1 protein-coding gene is annotated in these 664 nt (G+C 62.8%); it reads right to left on the bottom strand.

Annotated elements, in window-relative coordinates:
- Window positions 1–664: FG-GAP repeat domain-containing protein (locus WN73_RS11665; RefSeq protein ID WP_271552853.1), on the bottom strand; the 664-nt coding region annotated here is incomplete at both ends.

Below are 664 nucleotides of genomic sequence, written 5' to 3'. Positions count from 1 at the left end.
GCAGCAGCAGATCATCCATGCCATCGCCATTGGCATCCAACACCTTGAGGCCCGTGACACCGGTCAGTTCCGTGGTCCATGTTTGCGGAGCCGCGAAGCCTGTGCCGGTGGACAGCAAGACCTGAAAGCCGGTGCCAGCGACATAGCGGCCGAGATCGGCGCGACTATCGCCGTTGAAATCGCCTATGTACCAGTGAGCGTAGGAGCCCTGCCCCGCCGGGGTCCATGACCCCGTGTTGATGAAGCTCGAACCGGTCGACAAGAAAACCTGCGCGCCGGAGATGCCGTTGACATACCGCAGCAGATCATCTTTGCCGTCGCCATTGAAGTCGGCGACGTACCAGCGCTGCTCTCCCGATCCGGCTGGCGTCCAGCTGCCGCCGTCCACGAATGCGGAGCCGTTCGACAGCAACATCTGCGCGCCGCTGACGCCGTCGACGACGGCAAAGATGTCGTCACGGCCGTCGCCATTGAAATCACCGACATACCAGCCTTGAGAGCCGCTGCTCGCCGACGTCCAGCTCGACGCAGCGTCAAACCCTGTCCCATTCGCCGGCATGATGCTCGCGCCACCAGCTGCCCCGGTCGATAGCAAGTCGTCCTTGCCGTCGCCGTTGAAATCACCCGTGTACCATGTGAGACCGCTATGCGTCGGCAGGGACCA

The organism is Bradyrhizobium sp. CCBAU 45394 (genome assembly GCF_028128655.1).
GTDB classification, from domain to species: domain Bacteria; phylum Pseudomonadota; class Alphaproteobacteria; order Rhizobiales; family Xanthobacteraceae; genus Bradyrhizobium; species Bradyrhizobium diazoefficiens.
This window is presented reverse-complemented; position numbering and strand designations above follow the sequence as displayed.